Genomic DNA, 23,903 nt, shown 5'->3' on the forward strand with positions numbered 1-23,903 from the left:
CTTGTGCAAAAACTCTCCCCAGAGTTGTCCTTTGACAGCCTTCGCCAATTCTGCGAAAGACGGTTTTCGGGTCGAGAAATTCATTGCCTGTTAATTGAGCAGGTTGTAGATTTCCCTTGAAAATCAACAACTTGCAACGCCCCTACAGAGCAGTGCCGGGGTTATCCACAGAGTTGCCCCAGTTTTGTGGGGAGAACGCGTGGAGGAACCTTCGGGCGCCACGCGGACCCAATCCACTCCTTCACATGACGAAAAAACTCGAACATGACACCTTCTGAAACAAAAGCGATCGTCACCCTGAGCCTGCTGGCGGCCTTCGTCGACGGCGAAAAGCACGAACGCGAGCGCGCCGAGATCAAGCGCATCGCCGAGGGCCTGTCGCAGGCCGACGGCGTGAACCTGCCGACGATCTACCAGGACGTGCTGATGAAGCGGGTGTCGCTGGCCTCGGTGGCCGGCGAGCTGAAAAGCGCCGAGTCGCGCCAGCTGGCGTACGAGATGGCGGTGTGCATGTGCGACGCCGACGGCGTGCAGTCGGAGCCGGAGCGGCTCTTCCTGATGGACGTGCGCAGCTCGCTCGGCCTGGACGCCTCGGCGGCGCAGTTCTCGCAGCGGGCGGAAGACATCGCCGCAGCGGTGCCGGCGGCTGTGGCGGTAACGGCTGCAACTGCGGCGGCCCCCGCGGCGCCGCAGGCGCCCGACAGCACCGAGCTCGACCGCGCGATCCTCAACGCCGCCATCCTCAACGGCGCGCTCGAGCTGCTGCCCGAGACGCTGTCGACCATGGCGATCATTCCGCTGCAGATGAAGCTGGTCTACCGCATCGGACAGGCGCACGGCTACCAGCTGGACACCGGCCACATCAAGGATTTCCTGGCCACCGTGGGCGTGGGCCTGACCTCGCAGTACCTGGAGCAGGCGGGGCGCAAGCTGCTCGGCGGCCTGCTGGGCAAGGTCGGCGGCGGTTTGCTGGGCGGTCTCGGCAAACAGGCCGTGAGCTCGGGCATGAGCTTCGCGTCGACCTATGCGCTGGGCCACGTGGCCAAGCGCTACTACGCGGGCGGGCGCACGCTCTCCACGCAGATGCTGAAGGACGCGTTCTCGAACGTGGTGAAGGAAGGGCAGGGCCTGCAGACGCAGTACCTGCCGGCGATCAAGGAACGCGCGCGCACCCTCGACACGAGCCAGGTGCTGTCGCTCGTCAAGAACGCCTGACTTTTTCCAGGGATACCGTGGAACCGGCTTTGCCGTGCCACCGGTATCGCCCCCGGCGAGGGGGTTGGCGCAGCGACACGAAGTGCGCGAAGCCTGGGGGAGTCCCTGGACTCTAGACCTGGCTCAGGTCGTCCAGGATGGGGCAGTCGGGCCGCGCATCGCCGTGGCAGCAATGCACGAGGTGCGCCAGCGTGCTGCGCATCGACTGCATGTCGGCGATGCGCTGTTCCAGTTCACCCAGGTGCTTTTGCGCGATGCGCTTGACGCTCGCGCTGGCGCGGCGGCGGTTGTGCCACAGGCCGACCAGTTCGGCGATTTCTTCCATCGAGAACCCCAGGTCGCGCGAGCGCTTGATGAAGCGCAGCGTGTGGATGTCGGCGTCGTTGTACTGGCGGTAGCCGCTCTCGGTGCGCGCCACCGCGGGCAGCAGGCCCAGGCCTTCGTAGTGGCGCACCATGCGCGCCGAAACGCCCGACAGCCGCGCGGCTTCGCCGATGGCCACCTGGCGGCCGTGGGCCGTGGTCGCCGTCATCATTGAACGGTGTAGCCGGCGTTCTCGATCGCGACCACGATGTCCTGGCGCGGCTGCTGGCTCAACACGTCCACATGACCGGTTTCGAGATCGACCGTGACCTGCGCGTGCGGGTCGACCGTCTGCACCGCGTCCTGCACCGCCTCCACGCAGTGGTTGCAGCTCATGCCGGAGACCTGGAATTTCTGGCTCATCGTCGTTGCTCCTTGTCGGAATGAATGAAGGGTGGAAGGATTGAACACCCGAATCGGGGACAACGCCAGTTTCAACCCTCTCACGATGTCAACGTCCAGCCAAGGGCTTTGAAGTCACCGCGCTTGACCTTGCCATGGTGTCAGGCTTTAGCCTCGGGACCATGGAACACATTCAGCCTCAACCTTCCGCGGCCGCCGCCACGCTGGACCTCTCGGTCGGCGGCATGACCTGCGCCTCGTGCGTGATGCGCGTGGAGCGCGCGCTCAAGAACGTGCCCGGCGTGCAGAACGTGAGCGTCAACCTCGCGACCGAGTCGGCCCGCATCGTGGCCACCGGCGGCGAGGACATGGCCCTGCTGCTGCGCCGCGCCGTGCGCGCCGCCGGCTACGAGCCGCGCGCCGAAAGCACCGCGCAGGACGAGGCCGCCGCGCTGTCGCCCTGGCACGGCTTCATGCCCGTGGCCATCGGCCTGGCGCTGTCGATCCCGCTGATGGCGCCGATGCTGGGCGACCTGGTCGGCCAGAGCTGGATGCTGCCGCCCTGGGTGCAGCTGCTTCTGGCGACGCCGGTGCAGTTCTGGCTCGGCGCGCGCTTCTACCGCGCGGGCTGGCATGCAGCCAAGGCCCGCACCGGCAACATGGACCTGCTGGTGGCGCTGGGCACCAGCGCGGCCTTCGGCCTGTCGCTGTGGCTGTGGTGGCGCGCCGCCACCGGCGAGCATGCGGGGCACGGCATGGTGCCGCACCTCTATTTCGAAGCCTCGGCGGTGGTGATCACGCTGGTGCTGCTGGGCAAGTGGCTCGAGGCGCGCGCCAAGCGCCAGGCCACCTCGGCGATCCGCGCGTTGCAGCAGCTGCGGCCCGAAGTGGCGCACCTGATCAACGCACGCGGCAAGGAAAGCGACGTGCCGCTGGCCGAGGTGATGGTCGGCGACCGGCTCGCCGTGCGTCCCGGCGAACGTGTGCCGGCCGATGCGCGCGTGCTCGAAGGGCAGTCCGAGGTCGACGAATCGATGCTCACGGGCGAACCGCTGCCGGTGGCCAAGAACCCCGGTGACGCGCTGACCGGCGGCGCCGTGAACGGCGACGGCCGCATGGTGATCGAGGTGCGCGCGGTCGGCGCCGAGAGCGTGCTGGCACGCATCATCCGGCTGGTCGAGGACGCCCAGGCCGCGAAGGCGCCGATCCAGCGCATGGTCGACCAGGTGGCGGCGGTGTTCGTGCCGGTGGTGCTGGTGATCGCGCTCGTCACCTTCGCGGGCTGGATGGTCGCGGGAGCCGGCGTCGAGACCGCGCTGATCCATGCGGTGGCGGTGCTGGTCATCGCCTGTCCCTGTGCGCTGGGCCTGGCGACGCCGGTGGCGGTGATGGCGGGCACGGGCGTGGCCGCGAAGCACGGCATCCTCATCAAGGACGCACGGGCTTTGGAAATTGCACACCGCGTCGACACCGTGGCTTTCGACAAGACCGGCACGCTGACGGTGGGCCGCCCCGTGCTCACGGCGCTGCTGCCCGCGGCCGGTGCGCTGGCCAACGAGAACGACCTGCTGGCCACGGCCGCCAGCCTGCAAGGCGGCAGCGAGCATCCGCTCGCACGTGCTGTGCTCACAGCCGCCGCTGAACGCGGCGTGCAGGCACCGCCGCTCGGTGCGATGCAGGCGATGCCGGGGCGCGGCGTGCGCGGCGAAGTGAACGGCGCGACCTGGGCCATCGCCAGCCTGCGCTGGTGCCGCGAACTCGATGCGATGCCGGCTGAAGCCGACATCGAACGCCTGCAGTCGCAAGGCGCGACAGTCTCCGCACTGCTGCGCTTCGACGATGCCGGCTCCGCGCATGTGCAGGCGCTGTTGGCCTTCGCCGACGAGCCGAAGCCGCAAGCCGCCGAAGCGATCCGCACCTTGCGTGCGCGCGGCCTGCGCGTGGTGATGATCTCGGGCGACAACTTGCGCGCGGCGCAGGCGATGGCGGCGCGGCTCGGCATTCCGGCCGAGGACGTGCGCGCCGACGTGCTGCCGGCCGACAAGGCCGAGCAGGTGAGCGCGCTGCGCAAGAACGGCCATGTGGTCGCGATGGTCGGCGACGGCGCGAACGACGCGCCCGCACTGGCCGCGGCCGATGTGGGCATCGCGATGGCGCCATCGGGCGGCGGCACCGACGTGGCGATGGAAGCGGCCGGCATCACGCTGATGCGCGGCGACCTCGCGCTCGTGGCCGAAGCGCTCGAGCTCTCGGGCCGCACGGTGGCGAAGATCCGGCAGAACCTGTTCTGGGCCTTTGCCTACAACGTGGCCGGCATCCCGCTCGCGGCCTTCGGTTTGCTGAGCCCGGTGGTGGCCGGCGCGGCGATGGCGCTGTCGAGCGTGAGCGTGATGGCCAATGCGCTGTTGCTGCGGCGCTGGAAGCCGAAGCACCAACAACATTGATCCGGCAGCGGATCAGTCGAACAGCAGCGCCATCAGGTGCTCGTCGATGAAGTCCGCTTCACCGGCCCGGCGGTAGAACTGGCGCAACGTGCCTTCCTGCACGAAGCCCAGCCGGGCATAGAAACGAAGGGCCGTGGCGTTGTCGCTCTCGGCCATCAGCTCGACGCGGCGAACGCCTTCGGCCTTCAGCCGCGCGAGCACGTCGGTCACCATGGTCTGCGCAATGCCACGGCCATGCAATGTGGGATCGACCGCGAGCGTGCCCAGGCTCGCCACATGCTGAGCACGGCCCGGGTAGCGCGTGACGCGGTAGAAGCCGGCGAACTGACCATCGACTTCGAAGATGAAGAAAGCACCGCTGTCGAGCAAGCCCTGGAAAATCGGGCGAAAGTCGTCGCGCGGCATCGGGTCGTAGCCCAGATAGGGCACGACCCGCTCGTGCATGTAGAGATCGAAGACGGCGTCGAAATCGGAGGATGTGGCGAGGCGGTGCAGGGGCATGTCGCGCTTCTTCTATGAGGTCCGCAAGGATGGATGCGGCCGAGCATAGCCATGGCAAGGCGGTGCTGACAACCGCCCCGCTCTTTTCCTCCCCGAAGTTCAACCCTCCGGGAAGCGCCGGCTCGCCACGATCACCGCGTTGGTGCCGCCGAAGGCGAAGGAATTCGACAGCACATGGCGCAGCCCCCGCGCCTCGCGTGCCGCGCCGCGCACGAAGTCGACGTTGCCGAACGCGGCATCCGGCGTGTGCAGGTGGGCGATGGGCGGCAGGGTCTCGCGGGCCAGCGCGCGCAGCGCGGCCACCAGTTCGATGGCGCCGCCGCCGCCCAGCACGTGGCCGTGGATCGCCTTGGTCGCGCTGACCGGTGCGGCGTCGCCGAAGAGTTCGCCGATCGACGCGGCCTCGGCGGCATCGCCCGCGCTCGTCGCCGTGCCGTGGGCGTTGATGTGGCCGATGTCCGAGGGCACGAGCCCGGCGTCGCGCAGCGCGGCACGCATGGCGCGCACCTGGCCGGCCGGGTCGGGGTTGGTGATGTGCGTGCCGTCGCAGTTGCTGGCGTAGCCGCTGAGCACGAAGGGCTGCGCGCCGGCGCCACGGGCGCGCGCATGGGCTTCCGATTCGAGCACCAGCGCGGCCGCGCCCTCGCCGATGGCGAAGCCCGCGCGGTCGCCCGAGAACGGACGGCAGGCGGTGGCGGGCGCATCGGCCGGCGGTGGCGCCATGACGCGCATCGCGTGCCAGCTGGCCATCACGCCGGGCGTGAGCATGGCGTCGTGGCCGCCGACGATGGCGATGTCGATCCAGCCGCCGCGGATGGCGCGCATGGCTTCGCCGATGGCCACTGCGGACGAAGCACAGGCGCAGGCATAGGCCAGCGCCGCGCCGCGCGCGCCGAAGTGCAGCGCCAGTTCGGCGACCGCGGCGTTGGGCATCACGGTGAGCACGGTGGTGGGGCGCATGCGGCGCTGTTCGCCGTAGAGCGCGCGTGTGGTGGCGTCGAAAGTGCCGGCGCCGGCCAGACCGCTGCCCCAGAAGATGCCGAGGCGGTCGCGGTCGAGGGCGTCGAGGTCCAGACCGGCATCGGCCGCAGCATCCTGCGCAGCGGCCAGGGCCATCGCGGTGCCACGGTCCAGCGGCAGGCGCGAGGCGCTGCGCACGCCGCTGGCGTCGAAGTCGCAGGTGGCGGCGGCGATGGCCATCGGGTCCATGCCGGGGATCTCGAGCGTCTGCGCGCGCACCGCGGAGCGGCCGGCGAACAGCGCGTCGTCGAAGGCCTCGATGCTGCGTCCGAGCGGCGTGATGAACCCGAGTCCGCTCACGTGCACGGGTGCAGCGGCGGTGTGCGCGGTCGAAGCGGCCGCGAGCACGGCATGGGCGGCGCCGCTGCTCATGCGGCCGCTGCCATGGGTTCGGCGCGTGCGGCGGCGGCTTCGCCCTCGGCGTCGATCACCTCGCACAGCCGCTGCAGCGTGATGCCGGCCTCGCGCGGGTCGAGCCGGTCTTCGGGAATGCGCAGGTGGAAGGCGTCTTCCACGGCGAAGACGAACTCCATGAGCGCGAGCGAATCGAGGCCGAGGTCCGACAGCGCGGTGGCCGGCGAGATGGCCGCGCGCGCGACGCGGAAGTCGGTCTCGAGGATGGTGGCGATGCTGTTGAAGGTGGGAGAGGACGACATGGGCGGGTTCCTTTCGGTCTGGCCTGGGGTCAGGCGTGGAGAACAAGTCCGCGGACGCGGAACACGGGTTCGGGCACCGGGCCGTGGGCCACGGTCTCGGCGAAGGCGAGGGTCTCGCGCACGACCTGCTGGCGGTCGTTGTCGATGCTGATCATGTGGTAGCTGTTGTTCAGGACCACGGTGCGCAGCGAGGCGCAGCGCAGCCCGCGCACCAGCAGGTCGAGGTTGGACAGGCTGGCCACCTCGTCCTCGCGCGCATGCAGCGCCAGCACCTGCTCGCACTGCACGTCGTTCAGCCGGCGCCGCACGTGGCGGATCAGCCGGTCGTGCTCGCGCAGGTGGCTCACGCCGATCACCGCGCTGCCGGCGCGCGAGACCTGGCGATGGCGCAGCTCGCGCTCGATCCAGGTGCGCACGCGCTCGTTCTTCACGCCGTAGGGCGGGCGTTCGCGGTACTGCCAGAGGCGGCCCAGCGGCGTGTAGAAGGCCAGCGGCAGCAGAAAGCGCGTGCGCGGCACGGCCCAGCCGTCGAAGCGCAGCGTGGTCGACATGAGCACCAGCGCGTCCACCTCGCGCCCGCAGCGGATGGCGCCGCCCAGGGCCAGCGAGGCGCCGGCCGAGATGCCGACCAGCATCACGCGGTCGTGCGTGCGCCGCAGCACCTTCACGTGCGCCTCGAGGGTGTCGAGCCAGCGCTCGAAGGGCACGGCCTGTTGCAGCGGCGCGGCGGTGTCGAACGAGTAGCCGGAGATGCACAGCGGCTGCACCGCATACCCGTGGCGCTGAAGGGTCGATTGCACGGTCAGCAGCTCGTCAGGCGTGCTGCATAAACCATGCAGCAGAACCACCGCGGTGCGCTGCACGGCGGGGGACACCAGGCTCAAGGGATCGGAGGGATCGCGTGCACTCATCGGAAGGTGTGTCGTATGCTCATGTCGCGTTTATCGCGGTGAGCGACTGACCGGCCGCTGACGCGTCCATCGCCAGGGCAGACCCACAAATCACCCACCACTCATTCACTCACCATGCGAATCCTGCTTGTGGAAGATGACACCGTGCTGCGCGACGTGATGCTGCGCAGCCTCGCCGACGCAGGCCACCGGGTCGACGTGTCGACCAACGTCGAGGACGCCGACCACCTGTGGCGCGTGCAGCCCTTCGATGCCGTGCTGCTCGACCTCAACCTGCCCGCCACCGCCAGCCCCACCAGCGGCCTGGCGAGCGGCCTCACCGCGTTGCGACAGGCGCGTGCGCGCGGCGACCGCACGCCGGTGCTGGTGCTCACGGCACGCGGGCGCACCGAAGAACGCATCGCCGGACTCGACGCCGGCGCTGACGACTACCTGGGCAAGCCCTTCGATCTCGCCGAGGTGGAGGCACGGCTGCGTGCATTGGTGCGGCGCGCCAAGGGCACCGAAGACATCGTGGTGCTCGGCCAGCTCAAGCTCGACCGCAAGGCACGGCGCTTCGCGGTCGCGAACGCACCGCTCGACCTGCCGGCGCGCGAGTTCGAGGTGCTGTGGGAACTCATGAGCCCGCCGGGGCGCACCGTGAGCAAGCGGGCGTTGTCGGACAAGCTCTCGGGCTTCGACGAATCGCTGGGCGACAACGCGCTCGAGGCCTTCATCTCGCGCCTGCGCAAGAAGCTGCTCGGCTCGGGCGCGGGCATCCGCACGCTGCGCGGCATCGGCTACCTGCTCGAAGCCGAGGTGTGAGGCCGCCCGTGAGCGAGGCCACCCCACCGGTCACGCGCACTGCACCTTCGCTCACGCGGCGCGTGCTGCGCAACGTGCTGGTGCCGCTGGCGCTGACCTGGATGGCCGGTGCGGTGATCGCATTGGTCATCGCCAACTATTTTTCGGAACAGGCCTTCGACCGCGGCATGCTCGACGACGCCTATGCGCTGTCGGCCAATGTGCAGGCCGGCGAGCGCGGCATCGAGCTGCTGCTCACGCCGCGCGAGGTGGCGACCGTGCTGTTCGACCAGACCGACAAGGTCTATTTCTCGGTGCAGCGGCTCGACGGCACGCTCATCTCCGGCAGGGGCGACCTGAAGGCGCCGTTGCCCGACGAAGGTTCGCGCTACCGTTTTTCCGACATCGACTACGACGGGAACGTGCTGCGCGCCGTCGTGCTCGATCACGACGCCGAACCCGGCCTGCACATGCCCTACCGCGTGATCGTGGCCCAGACCACGCTGAGCCGCGCCGCACTGGTGCAGCGGCTGCTGTTCTATGCCATGGCGCCGCAGGTGCTGCTGCTCGTGCTGCTGGCCGTGTGGCTCTGGCACGGCATCCGACGCGACCTGCGACCGCTCGGCGAACTGCAGCGTGCGCTCGACACCCGCGACGTGCGCGACCTCTCGCCGGTGACCGTGGCGCAGACCTCGAAAGAACTGCAGCGCCTGGGCGATGCCGTCAATGCGCTGTTCGATCGCCTGCGCTACAGCGTGCGCGCACAGCGCGAGTTCGTCGGCAACGTGGCGCACGAGCTGCGCACGCCGCTGGCCGGCATCCGCGCACTGGCCGAGTACGGGCTCGCGCAGCACGACACCGAGGTGTGGCGCGAACAGCTCACGCGCGTGTCCGAACGGCAGGCGCGTGCGAGCCACCTGATCGACCAGCTGCTTGCGCTGGCATTGGCCGACGAGGCGCGCACCGACCTGCAGCGCACGCCCGTGTCGCTCGACATGCTGGCCGAGCAGACCGTGCTGCGCCACCTGGCGCGCGCCGACGCGCGCGGCGTCGACCTGGGCGCGCGCGGCCTCGACGACGGCGTGACGGTGCTTGCGAACGAAGCGCTGGTGGAGGGCATCCTCGACAACCTGATCGACAACGCACTGCGCTACGGCGGCCGCACCATCACCGTCGAACTCGCGGGTCGCACGCTGAGCGTGATCGACGATGGGCCCGGCATTCCGCTCGAGGCACAGCGCGACCTCATGCAACGCTGGGCGCAAGGGCCCGCAGGCCAGAAGCTGGGGCAGGGCGCGGGGCTGGGGCTGTCGATCGTGGCGCGCTATGCCGAGCTGCTGGGGGCAGAACTGCGACTCGAAGCCGCCGAGCCGACCGGCCTGCGCGTGAGCGTCACGTTCGGAGAAGACCCGCTATAGAGGCGTGCCTTGGTGGAACGCCATGCGCCATCTGCCGCGCCGCAGTCGCCACAGTGAACTGCGAAGCGAATCGGCTTCAGGGCGCTCCGGTATCGCGGCACGGTGTACGCGGTAGGTGACCAGGGAAATGTCGGGCGCCATGTGCTGCACGCGGAAGTCCGAGATCGTTCGCTCCGAGAAGGCTTCGTCGTGCAGTGCTTCGATGATCGTGGGCCGCGTCCACTCCGTGCCCGACACACCCAGCTCGCGGAAGTCGTCGTCGAGCAGTTCTTCGAGTTGTGCGGCACTCGCTCGCACCTCGCGAAGGTGCAGGGCGCTTTCGAGCTTCAACAGCAGTGCGTCGAGGTTTTCGGCCGGATCGGCTTCGTAGAGCTCGAGCGGAAGGCCATCGGGATCGGCGAAGAAAGTGAAGCGCCGGCCCGTGTAGTCGTCGACGCGCAGCGGCTCCACCGCAATGCCCTGCGCCGCGAGTTCATCGGCCGCGGCCTGCACGTCGTGCACTTCGAAAGACAGGTGCCGCAGCCCCTGCGCCTCGGGCCGTGTGGGGCGCGCGGGTGCTTCGGGAAAAGAGAACAGCTCGATCTGCGAACCATCGGGCAGCGCGAGGTCGAGCTTGTACGAAGCGCGCGCGGCACGATGGTTCTCGGCGACGATGCGCAGGCCGAGCACCTCGGTGTAGAAGCGCTTCGAGCGTGCGTAGTCGGCGCAGATGATGGCAACGTGGTGAATGCGGGTGAGCTGCACGGCGGTCATTTCTTCAAGGGCTTGCGCAGGAAGACGCGGGTGCGCTGCGCGAGGGCGAGGCGCTTGTATTCGACGTAGCCAATGCGTTCGTAGAGCGCGCGGTTCTCGGTCATCTTCTCGTTGGTGAAGAGATAGATCGACTGGTGGCCTTGCCGCAACGCTTCGCGCTCCGCCAGTTCGAGCAGCGCGCGGCCGACGCCGGTGCCCTGGTGCCCGGGCCGCACCGCGATCACGTCGATCAGAAAGCCTTCGTCTGTGACGTCGAGCACCAGCGCGGCGATGGTTTCGCCCTGCTGCGTGGCGACCCAGACCTGTGCGCTCGCGATGGCTGCGCCGTAGTCCTTGGTCATCGGGATCGGCGTGAGGCCCAGGCGCGGAATGTAGTGGCGGAAGGCCTCCACGGCGCAGGCGGCAACGGATGCTGCGTCGCTCGCATCGGCTCGTCTCAGCAGCCAGGGTGCGGCGCTGCTCACGCGTCGAACTCCACCTCGCCTTCGATCTCGACCGGGATGTTGAATGGCAGCTCCGCCATGCCCACGGCGCTGCGCGCGTGCGCGCCGATGTCGGGTCCGAAGAGCTCGAGGATGAGGTCCGAGAAGCCGTTGATGACCGCTGGCTGTTTGTCGAAACCGGGCGCCGAGGCGACCATGCCGAACACGCGTGTCCAGGCCGTGATGCGGTCGAGATCGCCGAGTGCGCGCTGCAGGCTGCCGAGCATCGCGAGGGCCGTGAGGCGTGCCGCCGCATAGCCTTGTTCGACGGTCACCTCGCGGCCTAGCTTGCCAAGCGGCGCGGCGATGGTGCCGTCGGCGTTGAGCGGCCCGTGGCCCGAGACGATCGCGCGGCGGCCGACGAGACGAACGAACTGGAAAGGCAGCACGACGCCGGGTGGCGGTGTCACGGGCGGGGGAAGCACGAGGCCGAGTGCGGTGAGCTTCTGTTCGATGTGGGCCATGGTCGCGGACCTCGATGGTTCACTGGTTGGGATCGAAATTCTCGTCGAGAGAAAGCTCCCCGCGCTCGAAGGCTGCAATGACGTCGTTGGCCTCCTGTACGAAGGCCTGCGGCACCCGCAGGCTCACACCACCCATGGCGATGCTCCACAGCAGATTGGTTTGCACCAGTTCTGCGTCGGCCACGACGGCGGGAATGCCGGCCGACTCGAGGCAGGCGCACAGCACGTGCGCATCGATGGGCGTGAACCGGCGGGCGACGGTGACCATGTCGCCGTGGTACGGCTCGGGTTCGCTGTCTGCCTCAGGGGGAAGCGGCTCTGGCGGCGCGGGCGCCGCGAGGCCCCGGCTTCGCAGTTCCGCCGCGGCAATGCCGTGGGCCAGTTCGGTGAATGAACCGGCCGCGCATCGGCGTGTCAGTTCTTCGTCGCTCAGCAGGCCGAGGCGTTCGGCCAGTTCCTGTGCTTCGCTGCTGCCATGGCGGGTGTTCATGCGGCGTCTCCTCCCTGTGTGGACGAGTGCCGAGCGTACGGGCTGGCAGCTGCGCAGGCAAATGGATCCGTGCGCGCGCTGCGCGCGGATCGACTGGGCTCAGCCCAACGCCGGATAGTCCGTATACCCCTTCACCCCACCCCCATACATCGTCGCCTTGTCGAGCTCGTTCAGCGGCGCGTGCTCGCGCAGGCGGCGCACCAGGTCGGGGTTCGAGATGAAGGGCTTGCCGAAGGCCACGAGGTCGTCGCCTTCCTTCACGGCTTCTTCGGCCAGGGGGCGGTCGTAGCCGTTGTTGACCATCCAGGCGGCCTTGCCGCCGGCGGCGCGGTAGGCGGCCTTGAGGGCTTCGTAGTCGAAGGGGCGGTCGGCGATTTCGCGCGGGCCGCCGGTGGCGCCTTCGATGATGTGGATGTAGGCCAGGTTCAGCGGCGCGAGCTGCTGCACGACGTAGGTGAACAGCGGCTGCGGGTCGCTGTCGTGCGCGTCGTTGGCGGGTGTGACGGGCGACAGGCGGATGCCGGTCTTGCCGCCGCCGACGGCGTCGACCACGGCGCGGGTGGACTCCAGCAGCAGGCGCGCGCGGTTCTTGATGGAGCCGCCGTAGTCGTCGGTGCGCTTGTTGCTGCCGTCTTTCAGGAACTGGTCGAGCAGGTAGCCGTTGGCGCCGTGCAGTTCCACGCCGTCGAAGCCTGCGGTCTCGACGGCGTTGCGTGCGGCTGCGGCATAGGCGTGGACGATGCCGGGCAGTTCGGCCGCGTCGAGCGCGCGCGGCTCGGACGTTTCAACGAAGGTGGGCACGCCGTCCTTGATGAGCACGGTCTTGGTCTTGGCGGTGATGGCCGAGGGCGCGACGGGCTTGCCGCCACCGGGTTGCAGTTCGGTGTGCGAGACGCGGCCCACGTGCCACAGCTGCACGACGATCTTGCCGCCCTCGGCGTGCACGGCGTCGGTCACGCGCTTCCAGGCGTCGAGCTGCTCGGTGCCGTAGAGGCCGGGCACGTCGGCGTAGCCCTGGCCCTGGTGGCTGATGGCGGTGGCTTCGGTGATGAGCAGGCCGGCGCTGGCGCGCTGGGCGTAGTAGGTGGCGGCGATGTCGGGCGGGATCGCGTTGGGCGAGCGGTTGCGCGTGAGCGGCGCCATCACGATGCGGTTGGCGAGCTGGAGGTCGCCGGCCTGGACGGGGTCGAAAAGGGTGGACATCGTGGATTGAGGGGGCAGAGTTGAAACAGGCGCAAGGCTAAGCCGCCCGTCTCAACCCTGCTGTCGCACGGTTGTCCCGATTGGTGCTAAGAAAGCAACCGCGCCAGCAACGCCGGGCTCACGCGCACGGGCAGCGCCAGCAGGATCTGTCCCATGCCCTTGCCGAGCGGGTCGTTGCGCAGCGAGGCCATGCCGCCGCCGCCCAGCGCCTGTTCGCAGACGAAGTTGAAGGCGTGGATGCCGGGCACCTCGTGGCGCGTGACGCGGCCCTGCACCAGGTGCGCGAGCCATGCGGCCACGCGGGCCTCGGTGAGTTGCGCGCGCAGCAGCGGCAGCAGCTCGGGATGGCGTGCAATGACGCCGATGTTCGAGGTGTCGCCCTTGTCGCCGCTGCGGGCCCACGCGAGGCGGATCAGCGGGACCTCGATGGCGTCGTCGCCGGGGGTGGCGAGGGGCAGTGCATCGTTGGTGTGCACCGCAGGCGGGTCGTCGCTGGTGGCGTGCGTCGCGGGCACATCGACGGTCTGCCCATCGACGCGCACCTGCGGGCTCACGCGCGCCTTGTCGAGCAGGAACGCGTACTGCCGGATCGACGGCGACACCGAGGCGCGCCCGCCGCCCGCGCCCGTCGTGCCGGGCGCCCACGAGGTGCCGGCCGGCGCGACCTCGCGCGCGAACAGCTCCAGCGCGTCCTTGCGCGGATGCGTCACGGCGAGCCGCAGCACGGCCTCGCGGATCTGCTGCGCCTGCGTCTGCGCATGCGGGCCGTAGCAGGACTCGGCGCCGAGCACTTCGAGCTGCGTGCCACTGTAGGGCCCGAGGCCCTGCTGCGCGAAGAGGGCGCCGGTGCGCGCGAGGATCGCTTCGCCGGTGCGCCGCGCCTTGGCCACCGCGTCGAAGCCGACGATCGTGAGCTGCGCCGCGGTCTTGAAGCCGTCGACATACGTGGCGCAGACCTTGTAGCGGCCGGTGGGTGCGCGGCCGCGGGCGCCGTGCACGCGCACGCGGTGTTCGCCGGCCTGTTCGATGCGCACCTGCGTGAAGTCGGCCACCACGTCGGGCAGCAGGTAGGCGGCGGGGTCGCCGATTTCGTAGAGCATCTGCTCGCCGACCACGGCGGGCGTGAGCTTGCCGCCGGTGCCCGCGGGCTTGGTGACGACGAAGCTGCCGTCGGCGCTGCATTCGACGATGGGGTAGCCGATGTTCGGCCAGTCGGGCACGGTGTCCCAGTCGGTGTGCAGCCCGCCGGTGGCCTGGCAGCCGCACTCGATGATGTGACCCGCGAGGCTGCCCGCGGCGAGCAGGTCGTGGTCGCCGGGCTGCCATTGGAATTCGTGCATGAGCACGCCGAGCGTGACGGCCGAGTCGACGCAGCGGCCGGTGATGACGACCTGCGCGCCCGCGTCGAGCGCGGCCTGGACCGGGCGTGCGCCCAGGTAGGCGTTGGCACTGAGCACGCGCTCGGGCAGCGGCGCGCCGCTCTGCAGTTCGCGCACGGGCGGTTGCGAGGCGCGCAGCTCGGGCAGCAGCGGCGACACGTCGTCGCCGCTGACCACGGCGATCTTCAGCGAGACGCCTTGCTCGGCGGCCAGTGCCGCGAGCGCATCGGCGCAGCCTTGCGGGTTGACGCCGCCCGCGTTGCTCACGACGCGGATGCCTTGTTTCACGACGTCTTTCAGCACGGCCTTCATCGCGACCGAGACGAAGTCGGTCGCGTAGCCCAGCTCGGGCTTCTTGAGCCGCGCGCCCGCGAGGATCGACATGGTGAGCTCGGCGAGGTAGTCGAACACGAGGTAGTCGATCTGCCCGCTGGCCACGAGCTGCGGCGCGCCCACGCTGCTGTCGCCCCAGAAGCCGGAGGCGCCGCCGATGCGCACGACGCGATTGCTGTTGCTGCTGCTCATCGTCCACTCCATTGCGGCTTGCGCTTCTCGCGGAAGGCGAGCTGGCCTTCGGCCGCGTCTTCGGTGAGCGCGAACAGGCCGATCTGGCTTTCGGTGAAGGCCATCGATTCCTCGAAGGCCATGGCCTCGATCTTCTTCATCGTGTACAGGCCGCGGCGGATGGCGGCGGGCGACTTGTCGAGCAAGCGACCCAGCAGCCAGTCGACGCTCTCGTCGACGTCGTCGCTCACGCGATTGACCAGCTTCAGCTCGAGCGCCTGCGCGGCGTCGATCGGTTCGCCGGTGATGCACATCTCGGCCAGCACGCGGCGCGGCAGCAGGCCGCCGAGCACGCTGAGCACCTGCGCGGGAAACACGCCGACCTTCACCTCGGGCAGGCCGAACACAGCCTGGCGGCTGGCCACGGCCAGGTCGCACATCGCCATGAGGCCCATGCCGCCCGCCATGCAGGCGCCGTTGACGCGCGCGATCAGCGGCACGGTCGATTGCCGCGCCTGGCGAAAGAGGTTGGCGATGCCCTGATAGGGCGCGGCGTAGTCGAACTTGAAGGAGGTGCCGCTTTGCAGGTCGGCGCCGGCGCAGAAGGCGCGCGTGCCGGCCCCGGTGAGGACCACGGCGCGCACGGCGGTGTCGCGGTTGGCGCGGGCCAGCGCATCGGACAGGCCCTCGAGCACGGCCGCGTTGATGGCGTTGCGGCGTTCCTGGCGATCGATGGTGAGCCACATGACGGGCCCGCGCATCTCTTCGCGCAGCTCGACGGAGAAAGGGGAAGAGGGGGAAGAAGGGGGAGGGGATTCGGACATGGGCGGCTCGGCTTCCTGGTGACGGATGCCGTAGCGTCGCCCGAAAAAAAAGCCGCGGCATGCGGCTTGTGGCTGCGGCGATCCGGGTTTTCCCTTGGGTGGCCCGGATCGTCGCTGGCGTCGCGTTCTGCGCGCTTTTGCTTACTTCAGCAGGCCTTCGGCCTTCATCGCTTCCTGGACGGCGGGGCGGGCGGCGACGCGGGCGTGCCAGGCGAGCACGTTGGGGAAGTCCGAGATGTCCACGCCGGTGGGCTTGGTCCAGTTGGTGACGGTGAACAGGTAGCCGTCGGCCACGCTGAAATGCTCGCCCATCAGGTACTGCTTGGCGGCGAGTTCGCCGTCGAGCCACTGGAAGCGGGCCTTGAGCTTGTCCTTGGAGATGGACTTGGCTTCCTCGGGCATGGCCGGGTTGAACAGCGGGCTGAAGCCCTTGTGCATCTCGGTGCCGATGAAGGTCAGCCATTCCTGCAGGCGGTAGCGCGGCATGGTGCCGTTGGCGGGCGCGAGGTTCTTGGTGGGGGCGAGGTCGGCAATGTACTGGACGATGGCCGGGCCTTCACGCAGGCGGGTGCCGTCGTCGAGCTCGAGCATCGGCACGTAGCCCAGCGGGTTGATGCCGTAGTAGTCGGTGCCGTCCTGCAGCTTGTGGCTCTTGGTGCTGGCCAGCACCGGCTCGAAGGCGATGCCCGCTTCGTGCAGCGCGATGTGGGGGGAGAGCGAGCAGGCGCCGGGCGAGTAGTACAGCTTCATTCGAAAAAACTCCAATGGATAGAAGGAAAAGATCTGTGCGACCGAAAGGGATGCTAGCGGGTTTGGCTGCATCGCGTTTTTGTCCTACGGCGGCTCGCGCGTGGCGACTATTGGGCGGCGCGGCGGGGCTTCCTACAGTCCGGACACGGCGGCGCATGCCCGCCGCAAAGCAACCAAGGAGTGGTTCACCATGCTCAAGTACGCGATCATTTTTGCGGTCATCTCGCTCGTGGCGGGTCTGCTGGGCTTTGGCGGCGTGGCGGCCGGCGCGGCGGGCATCGCCAAGCTGCTGTTCGGCCTGTTCCTCGTGCTGGCGGTGCTGTTCGTGGTGCTGGCCGCACTTGGCGTGGGCGCGGTGAAGAAGGCGCTCGATTGACCGCCTTGCCCCATGCCATGCACCTGTCGCACGTCGACCTGCGCCTGGACTACGAGGTGGACGCCCCGGCGCACCTGCGGCTGAACATCGAGGCCGCGCGCACGGGTGCGCAGGCGGTGCTGGCCGAGACGCTCACCATCGAGCCGCCCGTGCGGCTGCGGGTGGGCTGCGAGCCCGACAGCGGCAACCGCTTCGTGCGCTTCGACGCGACGCCCGGCCCGCTGACCATCGCCTACCGCGCGACGGTGCGGCGCCCGGTGGTGCATGTGCCGGCCACCTTGCCCGAGGTGCCGGTGAGCCAGCTGCCCGACGCGGTGCTGGGCGACCTGCTGCCCACGCGCTATTGCGAGTCGGACCTGCTGGCGCGCTGCGCGCAGCAGCTCTTCGGCGACCTGCCGCCGGGCATCGGCCGCGTGCAGGCGATTGCCGACTGGATCCACGACAGCATCGTCTACGTGCCGGGCAGCAGCGACTCGACCACCACCGCGCGCGAAGTGTTCGTGCAGCGCGCGGGCGTGTGCCGCGACTTCGCGCACCTGGGCATCACCTTCTGCCGCGCGCTCAACATTCCGGCGCGGCTGGTGGTGGGCTATGTGTGGTTCGACGAACCGCCGCAGGACTTCCATGCCGTGTTCGAAGCATGGCTGGGTGGGCAGTGGGTGCTGTTCGATCCAACGCGCATGGCGCCCGTCGACCGGCTGGTGCGCGTGGGCACGGGGCGCGACGCGAAGGACGTGGCCTTCTCCACGATCTTCGGCGCGGTGCGCATGACCGACAAGAAGCTCGCCGTGCGCGAATTGCAGGACGAGCGGGCCATTGCGCCGCGCACGCCGGCACCCAGTGGCGAGCTGCGGGGCATCGAGAAGCCCGAACCGGTGCTCTGACCCTCCCAAGTGACCGCCCGATGCGGGTTGTTTGCTATTAAATATATAGCATCCTGCGCAATGACGGCGAGGCTCTGGACCGATTTTGGCGTGGCCCCCTAGCTTGTCCACACAGGGGTTGCGGCAGGGCATCGCCGCTTAAAATTAGTGCCCTTTTTTGCGCCGCGCACGCGTCCTGTGGTGCGCTCCTTTTTCCAATGCTGTACCCCGAAGAATTCGATGTGATCGTCGTCGGCGGTGGCCATGCCGGCACCGAAGCCGCGCTCGCTTCCGCACGCATGGGCGCCAAGACGCTGCTGCTCTCCCACAACATCGAGACGCTGGGGCAGATGAGCTGCAACCCGTCGATCGGCGGCATCGGCAAGGGCCACCTCGTGAAGGAGGTCGACGCGCTCGGCGGCGCGATGGCCATTGCCACGGACGAGGCGGGCATCCAGTTCCGCATCCTCAACTCGAGCAAGGGCCCGGCCGTGCGCGCCACGCGGGCGCAGGCCGACCGCGTGCTGTACAAGGCCGCGATCCGCCACCGCCTGGAAAACCAGCCGAACCTCAGCCTGTTCCAGCAGGCCGTCGACGACCTGATGATCGAAGGCGACCGCGTCGTCGGTGCCGTCACGCAGGTGGGCATTTCTTTCCGCGCGCGCACCGTGGTGCTGACCGCGGGCACGTTCCTCGACGGTCGCATCCACGTCGGCCTCGACAACTACCAGGCCGGCCGCGCGGGCGACCCGCCGGCGATCAGCCTGTCGGCGCGCCTGAAGGAACTCAAGCTGCCGCAGGGCCGACTGAAGACCGGCACGCCGCCGCGCCTGGACGGGCGCAGCATCGACTTCTCGAAGTGCACCGAACAACCCGGCGACGGCATGCCCGGTGGGGCAGGGCCGATGCCGGTGTTCAGCTTCATGGGCAAGGTCGAGATGCACCCGCAGCAGATGCCGTGCTGGGTGACGCACACCAACCAGCGTACGCACGACATCATCCGCTCGGGCTTCGACCGCAGCCCGATGTTCACCGGCAAGATCGACGGCGTCGGTCCGCGCTACTGCCCGAGCGTGGAAGACAAGATCAACCGCTTCGCCGACAAGGACAGCCATCAGATCTTTCTCGAGCCCGAAGGCCTGACGACCAACGAGTACTACCCGAACGGGATCTCGACCAGCCTGCCGTTCGACATCCAGTACCAGCTGGTGCGTTCGATGCCGGGCCTGGAAAACGCCCACATCCTGCGCCCGGGCTACGCCATCGAGTACGACTACTTCGATCCGCGCGAGCTCAAGAGCAGCTTCGAGACCCGTGCGATCCGCGGCCTGTTCTTTGCCGGACAGATCAACGGCACCACCGGCTACGAAGAAGCCGCGGCCCAGGGCCTGTTCGCCGGCATCAATGCCGCGTTGCAGTGCCGGGGCGAAGACGCCTGGCTGCCGCGCCGCGACGAGGCCTACCTGGGTGTGCTGGTCGACGACCTGATCACCAAGGGCGTGACCGAGCCGTACCGCATGTTCACCAGCCGCGCCGAGTTCCGGCTGCAGCTGCGCGAGGACAACGCCGACATGCGCCTGACCGAAGCAGGGCGCAAGCTGGGCCTCGTGGACGACGCGCGCTGGGACGCTTTCAGCCGCAAGCGCGACGCTGTTTCACGTGAAACAGAGCGGCTCAAGTCGATCTGGGTGAACCCGCGCAACCTGCCGGCGACCGAGTCGGCCCGGGTGCTGGGCAAGGCCATCGAGCACGAATACAACCTGGCCGACCTGCTGCGCCGGCCCGACGTGAACTACGAAACCCTGATGTCGCTGGACGGCGGCAAGTACGGACCGTCGTCGGCGCTGAGCGCTTCCGAGATCGAGCAGATCGAGATCTCCGCCAAGTACTCCGGCTACATCGAGCGCCAGCACGACGAAGTGGAGCGCGCCGCCCACTTCGAGAACCTGAAGCTGCCGGTCGATTTCGACTACGGCCAGGTCAAGGCCCTGAGCTTCGAGGTGCGCCAGAAGCTGGACAAGCACCGGCCCGAAACGCTGGGGCTGGCATCGCGCATCTCGGGCGTCACGCCCGCCGCGATCTCGCTGCTGATGATTCACCTGCGCAAGGGCGGGCACAAGGCCTTCGCCCGCGATGCCGTCGATACCGCCGCGCCCGCCGCGCCCGCCGCGCCCGCCGAAACCACCGAAGCTGCAGCCACCGAGCCGCACACCGCACCATGAGCGCGACCCCCCTCGACACGCTGCGTGCAGGCGCAGCCGCCCTGGGCGTGGCCCTGTCCGACACGCAGGGCGAACAGCTGCTGGCCTACGGCACGCTGATGCTCAAGTGGAACAAGGTCTACAACCTGACGGCCGTGCGCGACCCGGCCGGCGTCATGACGCACCACCTGCTCGACAGCCTCGCGGCCGTCGCACCGCTGCAGCGCGAGTGGGCAGGGAAGGGCAGGCTGCTCGACGTCGGCTCCGGCGGCGGTCTGCCGGGCGTGGTGATCGCCATCATGCGACCCGACATCGAGGTCAGCTGCCTCGATGCCGTCGCCAAGAAGGCGGCCTTTGTGCAGCAGGTGGCGGCCGAACTGGAGCTGCCGAACCTGCGTGGCCTGCACGCGCGGGTCGAATCGCTGGCCGGCAGCTACGAGGTGATCAGCTCGCGCGCCTTCGCGTCGCTGCCCGATTTCTTCAACGGCTCGGTGCATCTGCTGGCACCGGGCGGCGTCTGGCTGGCCATGAAGGGCAAGGTGCCGACCGACGAACTGGCCGTCTTGCCGGCCGGCGTCGCAGTGTTTCACGTGGAACAACTGACGGTGCCGGGCCTGGACGCCGAGCGTTGCATCGTCTGGGCGCGCAAAGAGGCCGCCTGATTTCGTAAAAGATGCGACGGCGCCGGCAAAAGCCGGTGCCGGAGCAATCTTCCCGGCGCTGGCCTGCCTTAGACTCGAAGCCTCCCCCTGGCTCTCTTTTTCGAGGCACATCCCATGTTCGGCATCGCTGACTACGGCGCATTCGTCGCCGCCATCGTCCTGTTCCTTCTGATTCCCGGCCCGGGCAATCTGGCGCTGATCACTTCGACCAGCAAAGGCGGCATTCGTGGCGGCCTGGCAGCGACCTTCGGCGTGATCCTGGGAGACCAGGTCCTGATGTGGGCGGCGGTGGCGGGCGTGTCGGCCGTGCTGGCCGCTTACCCGGCGGCCTTCAAGGCGGTGCAGTGGCTGGGCGCCGCCTACCTGGCGTGGCTCGGTCTCAAGATGCTCCTGGCCAAGCCCGGCGCGGCGCCGATCCTGAACATCCGCCCGAGCCATTTCCTGCGCCAGGCGCTGACGATCACCTTGCTGAACCCCAAGGCGATCGTGTTCTACATGGCCTTCTTCCCGCTGTTCGTCGATCCGGCGCGCCACCAGGGTGTCATCACCTTCGGCGCCATGGCCGTGACCATCGCCGCGCTGACCTTCCTGTACGGCCTGACCTCGACGCTGCTCACGCACTTCCTGGCCGAGCGCATCCGCGCCAATCCCCGCATCTCGGCCACGCTCGAAAAGCTGGCCGGCACCTTCCTGATTGCCTTCGGCATCAAGCTCGCGATCTCGCGCTGACCGACCCCGACGACCCGCACTGACGACACATGGCCAAGATTTTCTGCATCGCCAACCAGAAGGGCGGCGTCGGCAAGACCACCACCACTGTCAATCTCGCCGCCGGCCTGGCCAAGGTGGGCCAGCGCGTGCTGATGATCGACCTCGATCCCCAGGGCAACGCCACCATGGGTTCGGGCATCGACAAGCGCCAGCTGGAGCTCACGGTGTACGACGTGCTGCTCGAGTCGGCCTCGGTGGCCGAGGCGCGGGTGAAGTCCGACAAGCTCGTGGAGGCCGAGGCCAGCTACGACGTGCTGGGCGCCAACCGTGAGCTGGCCGGCGCCGAAGTCGAAATGGTGGCACTCGACCGCCGCGAAAAACGCCTGCGCACCGCGCTGGCGGCGGTCGGCGCCGAGTACGACTTCGTGTTGATCGACTGCCCGCCGAGCCTGAGCCTGCTGACGCTCAACGGCCTGTGCGCGGCCCACGGCGTGATCGTGCCGATGCAGTGCGAGTACTTCGCGCTCGAAGGGCTCACGGACCTGGTCAACACCATCAAGCAGGTGCACGCCAACCTCAACAAGAACCTGCAGATCATCGGCCTGCTGCGCGTGATGTTCGATCCGCGCATCACGCTGCAGCAGCAGGTGAGCGAGCAGCTCAAGTCCCACTTCGGCGACAAGGTGTTCGACACCGTGATCCCGCGCAATGTGCGCCTGGCCGAAGCGCCGAGCTACGGCCTGCCGGGCGTGGTGTTCGACCCGTCCGCCCGCGGCAGCCAGGCCTTCATCGCCTTCGCCGAAGAGCTGGTCGCCAAGATGCCGCCCGCGAGCGCCTTCGCCTCGGGCGCGGTGGCACCGCCGGTCACGCCCCCGCCGCGCGTGGTGCCCGACCTGCCGATCCCCGACGATGTGCTGGCCGCCGCGCCTTCCGCTTCCGTCGCCGACACCGACCAAAACCCCGTCTGATGCTCGCCCGATGGGCGGCAGGCGCTATCAAGTTCGTAGCAACCAGCCATGAGTGAACCCCGCATCCTGCTGCTGCCCGGATGGCAGAACAGCGGCCCCGGCCATTGGCAGACCCGCTGGGAGTCGGTCTACGGCGACCGCCGCGTCGACCAGCACGAGTGGATGCGCCCGCTGCGCGGCGACTGGTCGATCCGCCTCGAAGAAGAAGTGCTGGCCGCGCCGGGCGCCGTGGTGCTGGCTGCCCACAGCCTCGGCTGCATCCTCACCGCCGCCTGGGCGGCCCATTCGCGCAACACGCACAAGGTGCGCGGCGCGCTGCTGGTGGCGCCCGGCGACCTGGAGCGCGACGACCTGCGCCAATTGATTCCCGGCTGGGCGCCCATCGTGCGCCAGCCGCTGCCGTTTCCGGCCGTGCTCATCGCCGCCAACGACGACCCGTACTGCGAAGCCTCACGCTCCAAGCAGCTGGCCCGCGACTGGGGCGCACGCTTCATCGATGCCGGCACCGGTGGCCACCTGAACGCCGAATCCGGCCTGGGCGACTGGCCCGAAGGCCGGAAACTCCTGAACGACCTCTCGAAAGACACGCACTGATGGCGACCAAGAAACCCAAGGGCCTGGGCCGCGGCCTCGAAGCGCTGCTCGGCCCGACGGCCGCACCCTCCGCCGATCCGCTCGGCAATGGCGGTGACCGCGCCACGGAAGAGGGCGGCGCCCCGCAGAACCCCAACACCCTGAAGCTCGACCAGATGGTGGCCGGCGTCTACCAGCCGCGCACCCGCATGGACGAGGGCGCGCTGTACGAGCTGGCCGAGAGCATCAAGGTGCAGGGCATCATGCAGCCGATCCTGGTGCGCCGGCTCGACGCCGAATCGGCCGCGGCCAAGAACGCCGAGTACGAAATCATCGCGGGCGAGCGGCGCTTCCGTGCCGCCCGGCTCGCCGGCCTGGACACCGTGCCGGTGCTGGTGCGCGACGTGCCCAACGAGGCCGCAGCGGCCATGTCGCTCATCGAGAACATCCAGCGCGAAGACCTCAATCCGCTGGAAGAGGCCCAAGGCCTGCAACGCCTGGTGACCGAGTTTGGGCTCACTCACGAAATGGCGGCCCAGGCCGTCGGCCGTTCGCGCAGTGCCGCCAGCAATCTGCTGCGCCTGCTGAACCTGGCCGAGCCCGCGCAGCTGATGCTGATGGCCGGCGACATCGACATGGGCCATGCGCGCGCGCTGCTGTCGCTCGACCGCGGCACGCAGATCACCGCCGCCAACCAGATCGCCGCCAAGAAGATGTCGGTGCGCGAGGCCGAGGCACTGGTGAAGAAGCTCGCGGCCGAGTTCACGCTCACGCCCTCGCGACGCGGCAATGCCGGCGAGAAGTCGCGCGACCTGCAGCGCGTGGAAGAAGAGCTGGCCGACCTGCTCACGGCCGAGGTCGAGGTGCGCATCAAGAAGCGCACGAAGCGCGGCGAGAGCGGCGAGCTGGCGATCCACTTCGGCTCCATCGAAGCACTCAACGGGCTCATCGAGCGCATCCGCCGAACGGCCTAGTTCGGTCCGGGTTGCGAAGACGGACCCCAGCGTTCGTTTGATTGATTCCTGCAATCCTTTGCGCGTATCCTCG

26 protein-coding genes are annotated in these 23,903 nt (G+C 68.9%); 12 read left to right on the forward strand and 14 right to left on the reverse strand.

What is annotated here, in order from left to right:
- The first annotated feature begins 264 nt into the window (after positions 1-264).
- Positions 265-1,215 (forward strand): YcjF family protein, encoded by a 951-nt coding sequence (locus tag AC3WQR_RS17390; protein ID WP_492742970.1) that lies wholly within the window; start codon positions 265-267, stop codon positions 1,213-1,215.
- 112 nt (positions 1,216-1,327) lie between these two features.
- On the opposite strand, the gene cueR is transcribed toward AC3WQR_RS17390, so the two are convergent.
- A complete protein-coding gene (cueR, locus tag AC3WQR_RS17395) occupies positions 1,328-1,747 on the reverse strand; it encodes a Cu(I)-responsive transcriptional regulator (protein ID WP_369630756.1) in 420 nt (139 codons plus the stop codon).
- A complete protein-coding gene (locus tag AC3WQR_RS17400; protein WP_062473802.1) occupies positions 1,747-1,941 on the reverse strand; it encodes a heavy-metal-associated domain-containing protein in 195 nt (64 codons plus the stop codon). Before AC3WQR_RS17400 ends, cueR begins: the two co-directional genes overlap by 1 nt.
- 161 nt (positions 1,942-2,102) lie before the next feature.
- Here AC3WQR_RS17400 and AC3WQR_RS17405 point away from each other — a divergent pair, with 161 nt between their 5' ends.
- The gene (locus AC3WQR_RS17405) at positions 2,103-4,364 is read left to right on the forward strand and encodes a heavy metal translocating P-type ATPase (RefSeq protein WP_492742971.1); all 2,262 of its coding nucleotides are present in this window, start codon (positions 2,103-2,105) and stop codon (positions 4,362-4,364) included.
- Positions 4,365-4,376: 12 nt separating this feature from the next.
- On the opposite strand, the gene AC3WQR_RS17410 is transcribed toward AC3WQR_RS17405, so the two are convergent.
- The 4 genes from AC3WQR_RS17410 to AC3WQR_RS17425 all read right to left on the reverse strand — a co-directional run bounded on the left by AC3WQR_RS17410 (position 4,377) and on the right by AC3WQR_RS17425 (position 7,452).
- Entirely contained in the window at positions 4,377-4,865 is a 489-nt protein-coding gene (locus AC3WQR_RS17410; RefSeq protein ID WP_492742972.1) for a GNAT family N-acetyltransferase, read from the reverse strand.
- A gap of 99 nt (positions 4,866-4,964) precedes the next feature.
- Positions 4,965-6,257, reverse strand: coding sequence for a beta-ketoacyl-[acyl-carrier-protein] synthase family protein (locus AC3WQR_RS17415; protein WP_492742973.1), 1,293 nt, complete (start codon positions 6,255-6,257; stop codon positions 4,965-4,967).
- Positions 6,254-6,541 (reverse strand): phosphopantetheine-binding protein, encoded by a 288-nt coding sequence (locus AC3WQR_RS17420; protein ID WP_159274240.1) that lies wholly within the window; start codon positions 6,539-6,541, stop codon positions 6,254-6,256. The genes AC3WQR_RS17415 and AC3WQR_RS17420 overlap by 4 nt, the downstream gene beginning before the upstream one ends.
- Positions 6,542-6,570: 29 nt before the next feature.
- Positions 6,571-7,452: an alpha/beta hydrolase gene (locus AC3WQR_RS17425; protein ID WP_492742974.1), complete on the reverse strand. Its 882-nt coding sequence runs from the start codon at positions 7,450-7,452 to the stop codon at positions 6,571-6,573.
- Between the two features lie 114 nt (positions 7,453-7,566).
- On the opposite strand from AC3WQR_RS17425, the gene AC3WQR_RS17430 reads away from it, so the two are divergent.
- Together AC3WQR_RS17430 and AC3WQR_RS17435 are read left to right on the forward strand one after the other, a co-directional pair.
- Positions 7,567-8,256 carry a response regulator transcription factor gene (locus tag AC3WQR_RS17430; RefSeq protein ID WP_056574813.1) on the forward strand — a complete coding sequence of 230 codons (690 nt, stop codon included), beginning with the start codon at positions 7,567-7,569 and terminating at the stop codon, positions 8,254-8,256.
- A gap of 8 nt (positions 8,257-8,264) precedes the next feature.
- Complete coding sequence (locus AC3WQR_RS17435) at positions 8,265-9,653, forward strand: sensor histidine kinase (RefSeq protein ID WP_492742975.1); 1,389 nt, start codon at positions 8,265-8,267, stop codon at positions 9,651-9,653.
- On the opposite strand, the gene gloA2 is transcribed toward AC3WQR_RS17435, so the two are convergent.
- The 8 genes from gloA2 to gstA form a co-directional block, all read right to left on the reverse strand.
- The gene (gloA2, locus tag AC3WQR_RS17440) at positions 9,648-10,406 is read right to left on the reverse strand and encodes an SMU1112c/YaeR family gloxylase I-like metalloprotein (protein ID WP_492742976.1); all 759 of its coding nucleotides are present in this window, start codon (positions 10,404-10,406) and stop codon (positions 9,648-9,650) included. The two genes, AC3WQR_RS17435 and gloA2, sit on opposite strands and share 6 nt — an antisense overlap.
- The gene (locus AC3WQR_RS17445) at positions 10,403-10,870 is read right to left on the reverse strand and encodes a GNAT family N-acetyltransferase (protein WP_492742977.1); all 468 of its coding nucleotides are present in this window, start codon (positions 10,868-10,870) and stop codon (positions 10,403-10,405) included. The genes gloA2 and AC3WQR_RS17445 overlap by 4 nt, the downstream gene beginning before the upstream one ends.
- Positions 10,867-11,352 (reverse strand): RidA family protein, encoded by a 486-nt coding sequence (locus AC3WQR_RS17450; protein ID WP_492742979.1) that lies wholly within the window; start codon positions 11,350-11,352, stop codon positions 10,867-10,869. Before AC3WQR_RS17450 ends, AC3WQR_RS17445 begins: the two co-directional genes overlap by 4 nt.
- 19 nt (positions 11,353-11,371) lie before the next feature.
- Positions 11,372-11,842, reverse strand: a complete 471-nt coding sequence (locus AC3WQR_RS17455; protein WP_492742981.1) for a putative signal transducing protein — start codon at positions 11,840-11,842, stop codon at positions 11,372-11,374.
- 99 nt (positions 11,843-11,941) lie between these two features.
- The gene (locus AC3WQR_RS17460; protein WP_159279063.1) at positions 11,942-13,045 is read right to left on the reverse strand and encodes an alkene reductase; all 1,104 of its coding nucleotides are present in this window, start codon (positions 13,043-13,045) and stop codon (positions 11,942-11,944) included.
- 86 nt (positions 13,046-13,131) lie between these two features.
- Complete coding sequence (locus AC3WQR_RS17465; RefSeq protein WP_492742982.1) at positions 13,132-14,949, reverse strand: acyclic terpene utilization AtuA family protein; 1,818 nt, start codon at positions 14,947-14,949, stop codon at positions 13,132-13,134.
- A complete protein-coding gene (locus AC3WQR_RS17470; RefSeq protein WP_492742984.1) occupies positions 14,946-15,752 on the reverse strand; it encodes an enoyl-CoA hydratase/isomerase family protein in 807 nt (268 codons plus the stop codon). The genes AC3WQR_RS17465 and AC3WQR_RS17470 overlap by 4 nt, the downstream gene beginning before the upstream one ends.
- A gap of 141 nt (positions 15,753-15,893) precedes the next feature.
- On the reverse strand, positions 15,894-16,502 hold the full coding sequence (gene gstA, locus AC3WQR_RS17475) for a glutathione transferase GstA (RefSeq protein WP_095948432.1): 609 nt from the start codon (positions 16,500-16,502) through the stop codon (positions 15,894-15,896).
- A 190-nt stretch (positions 16,503-16,692) separates the two neighbouring features.
- Between gstA and AC3WQR_RS17480 the strand changes: the two genes are divergently transcribed.
- From AC3WQR_RS17480 to AC3WQR_RS17515, 8 genes are all read left to right on the forward strand, one after another.
- Positions 16,693-16,878 carry a DUF1328 family protein gene (locus AC3WQR_RS17480; protein ID WP_013538518.1) on the forward strand — a complete coding sequence of 62 codons (186 nt, stop codon included), beginning with the start codon at positions 16,693-16,695 and terminating at the stop codon, positions 16,876-16,878.
- Complete coding sequence (locus tag AC3WQR_RS17485) at positions 16,875-17,762, forward strand: transglutaminase-like domain-containing protein (protein ID WP_492742986.1); 888 nt, start codon at positions 16,875-16,877, stop codon at positions 17,760-17,762. Before AC3WQR_RS17480 ends, AC3WQR_RS17485 begins: the two co-directional genes overlap by 4 nt.
- Positions 17,763-17,959: 197 nt before the next feature.
- Positions 17,960-19,963, forward strand: a complete 2,004-nt coding sequence (gene mnmG / locus AC3WQR_RS17490) for a tRNA uridine-5-carboxymethylaminomethyl(34) synthesis enzyme MnmG (RefSeq protein ID WP_492742988.1) — start codon at positions 17,960-17,962, stop codon at positions 19,961-19,963.
- Positions 19,960-20,604, forward strand: a complete 645-nt coding sequence (gene rsmG / locus AC3WQR_RS17495) for a 16S rRNA (guanine(527)-N(7))-methyltransferase RsmG (protein WP_095948434.1) — start codon at positions 19,960-19,962, stop codon at positions 20,602-20,604. Before mnmG ends, rsmG begins: the two co-directional genes overlap by 4 nt.
- A 114-nt stretch (positions 20,605-20,718) precedes the next feature.
- Complete coding sequence (locus AC3WQR_RS17500; RefSeq protein WP_095743039.1) at positions 20,719-21,333, forward strand: LysE family transporter; 615 nt, start codon at positions 20,719-20,721, stop codon at positions 21,331-21,333.
- A 29-nt stretch (positions 21,334-21,362) separates the two neighbouring features.
- Entirely contained in the window at positions 21,363-22,283 is a 921-nt protein-coding gene (locus AC3WQR_RS17505) for a ParA family protein (protein ID WP_062473764.1), read from the forward strand.
- A 48-nt stretch (positions 22,284-22,331) separates the two neighbouring features.
- Positions 22,332-22,877 (forward strand): RBBP9/YdeN family alpha/beta hydrolase, encoded by a 546-nt coding sequence (locus AC3WQR_RS17510; RefSeq protein ID WP_492742990.1) that lies wholly within the window; start codon positions 22,332-22,334, stop codon positions 22,875-22,877.
- A complete protein-coding gene (locus tag AC3WQR_RS17515; protein WP_062473760.1) occupies positions 22,877-23,830 on the forward strand; it encodes a ParB/RepB/Spo0J family partition protein in 954 nt (317 codons plus the stop codon). Before AC3WQR_RS17510 ends, AC3WQR_RS17515 begins: the two co-directional genes overlap by 1 nt.
- Positions 23,831-23,903: the final 73 nt, after the last annotated feature.

The organism is Variovorax sp. FW305-3-2-15-B-LB1 (assembly GCF_058787635.1).